Raw genomic sequence first — 1,587 nt, 5'->3', positions numbered from 1 at the left:
GATGACGTTGAGCAGGCCGAAGATGACGGCCAGCCCGAGGCTCAGGATGGCATAGAAGGAGCCGTTGACCAGCCCCAGGAGGAGCTGGCTCAACAGGGCGGGGAGGGAAATGGTCATAGGGGATTCAGCAGGCGCGGGCCCGAGCGGGCCCGCGGGGGTCGGTCATTTCCAGAGCGCGCACTTGCTCTCGGCCTTGGTCGTGAAGATCTGGTCGCCCGGCAGCGTCTTGAGCACCTTCAGGTAGTCCCAGGGTTTCTTCGATTCGGCCGGCGACTTCGCCTCCACCAGGTACATGTCGTGGATGAAGCTGCCGTCGGCGCGGATCTGACCCTTGCCGTAGAAGTCGTCGATCTTCATGCTCTTGAGCTGCGCCATCACCTTGTCGGCATCGGTGGTCTTGGCAGCGGCCACGGCCTTCAGATAGGTCATCGTGGCCGAGTAGTCGGCCGCCTGCACATCGGTCGGCATGCGCTTGGTCTTCTCGTAGAAGCGGTTGGCGAACTTGCGCGTGTCGTCGTTGAGGTCCCAGTACCAGCTCGTGGTGTGCAGCAGGCCCTCGGTGTTCTTCAGGCCCAGGCTGTGGATGTCGGTGAGAAACACCAGCAGGCCCGCGGTCTTCATCGTCTTGTTGATGCCGAACTCCCTGGCGGCCTTGATCGAATTGATCGTGTCGCCACCCGCGTTGGCCAAGCCGAGGATCTGCGCCTTCGAGTTCTGCGCCTGCAGCAGGAACGACGAGAAGTCGGAGGCGTTGAGCGGGTGCTTGACGCCGCCGACCACGGTGCCGCCTTTCTCCTTGATCACCGTGGTGGTGTCGGCCTCGAGCGCGGCGCCGAAGGCATAGTCGGCCGTCAGGAAGAACCAGCTCTTGCCGCCGCGGTCGACCACCGCCGCGCCCGTGCCCTTGGCCAGCGCGACCGTGTCGTAGGCGTAGTGCACGGTGTAGGGGCTGCACTGCTCGTTGGTGAGCGCGGAAGACGCGGCGCCGTTGTTGAAGTGCACGCGCTTCTTCTCGGTGGCCACCTTCGCGGTCGCGAGCGCGGTGCCGGAGTTGGTGCCGCTGAACACCATGCTCAGGCCCTGCGTGTCGATCCACTCGCGCGCCTTCGAGGCGGCGATGTCGGCCTTGTTCTGATGATCGGCCGTCAGCAGCTCGATCGGCTGGCCATTGACCTTGCCGCCGAAGTCGTCGATGGCCATCTGGATCGCCATCGCGGCGTTCTTGCCCTCGAGGTCGGCGTAGAGGCCGGACATGTCGGTGATGAAGCCGATCCTGACCTTCTCCTGCGCCTGTGCCGCGCTGGCCGCGCCGAGCGCCAGGATGCCGAGGCCGATGGCGGTGGCGATGAATGGGTTGCGTTGTTTCATGGGATTGCCTCCTTGGTGGATGAATGGGGATCGCTAAACACCGAGCAGTTCGGTGAGCACGGGCATCCGGGCTTCGAGCTCGTCGGCGCCGAATGTCAGGGCGATGCGGCCGTGCTCCATCACGTAGAAGCGATCGGCCAGCGGCGCCGCGAAGCGGAAGTTCTGCTCCACCATCACGATGGTGTAGCCCTTGGAACGCAAGGTCGTGATCATTCGCGC

General features: G+C 64.5%; 1 protein-coding gene and 2 pseudogenes. All 3 read right to left on the bottom strand.

Features of this window, described 5'->3' with window-relative positions; genetic code table 11:
• Nucleotides 1-117, bottom strand: a pseudogene (locus BM109_RS41090) (branched-chain amino acid ABC transporter permease); the annotation flags it as partial.
• Nucleotides 118-162: 45 nt separating this feature from the next.
• On the bottom strand, nucleotides 163-1,368 hold the full coding sequence (locus BM109_RS40560) for an ABC transporter substrate-binding protein (protein WP_093356165.1): 1,206 nt from the start codon (nucleotides 1,366-1,368) through the stop codon (nucleotides 163-165).
• A 33-nt stretch (nucleotides 1,369-1,401) separates the two neighbouring features.
• Nucleotides 1,402-1,587, bottom strand: a pseudogene (locus tag BM109_RS40555) (ABC transporter ATP-binding protein); the annotation flags it as partial.

The organism is Variovorax sp. PDC80 (genome assembly GCF_900115375.1).
Classification (GTDB): Bacteria; Pseudomonadota; Gammaproteobacteria; order Burkholderiales; family Burkholderiaceae_C; genus Variovorax.
This window is presented reverse-complemented; position numbering and strand designations above follow the sequence as displayed.

What these genes read in the sequence shown, in the direction of transcription:
- BM109_RS40560 (WP_093356165.1), bottom strand. Translation starts at nt 1,368, where the DNA reads ATGAAACAACGCAACCCATTCATCGCCACCGCCATCGGCCTCGGCATC.